1 pseudogene is annotated in these 568 nt (G+C 38.9%); it reads right to left on the bottom strand.

The features are described from left to right. Positions 1 to 300: pseudogene (locus Q5762_RS36990) on the bottom strand (hypothetical protein); the annotation flags it as partial. Positions 301 to 568: the final 268 nt, after the last annotated feature.

Genomic DNA, 568 nt, shown 5'->3' with positions numbered 1-568 from the left:
TAAAATATTAGTTACCATTGGAATAAAATTATTAAACAGAAAAGTAGAAACAGTTTGTGCCAAGGCGTTTAAATCGTTAGTAATATCCATTCCTAGGGACATTTTCCCTAAAACATTTGAAGCGGCAGCTTTCATGGACGCCATAGATCCGCTAAATGTTTCAGCAGATTCTTTAGCAGTAGTACCTGTGATATCCAAATTTTCTTGTACTGCATGAATGGCGCTATACACATCACTCAAATTATTAATGTCATATTTGACACCAGTTAATTTAGTAGCATCGGCTAACAAACGTTGCATTTCTGTTTTAGTACCACCATACCCTAATTTGCATATTGTTAATCTGCAATTTCTCGATTAAGTTATTGTTGCAGTTCAGACTGTCGCTTCTTCTATGTGATAGAAGCCCTCTCGCTCAGTCGTTCACGGTGTATTTAAACTTCCGCCCTGTTGTCCTCTTCAGGAGTTCCAAGTCAATCAGAGAGGGTTCGCACATCGCCCTTTATTTATGCGGCGAGTGCCCCCATTGTGTTAAGGTTATCGAGCATGGTGTAGTTTTGCTTACTAA

The sequence above is a fragment of the Streptomyces sp. P9(2023) genome, from assembly GCF_032436795.1.
In the GTDB taxonomy this organism is placed as follows: Bacteria; Actinomycetota; Actinomycetes; order Streptomycetales; family Streptomycetaceae; genus Streptomyces.
Note: the sequence above shows the minus strand (reverse complement) of the source record. Positions and strands in the feature narration are given on the sequence as shown.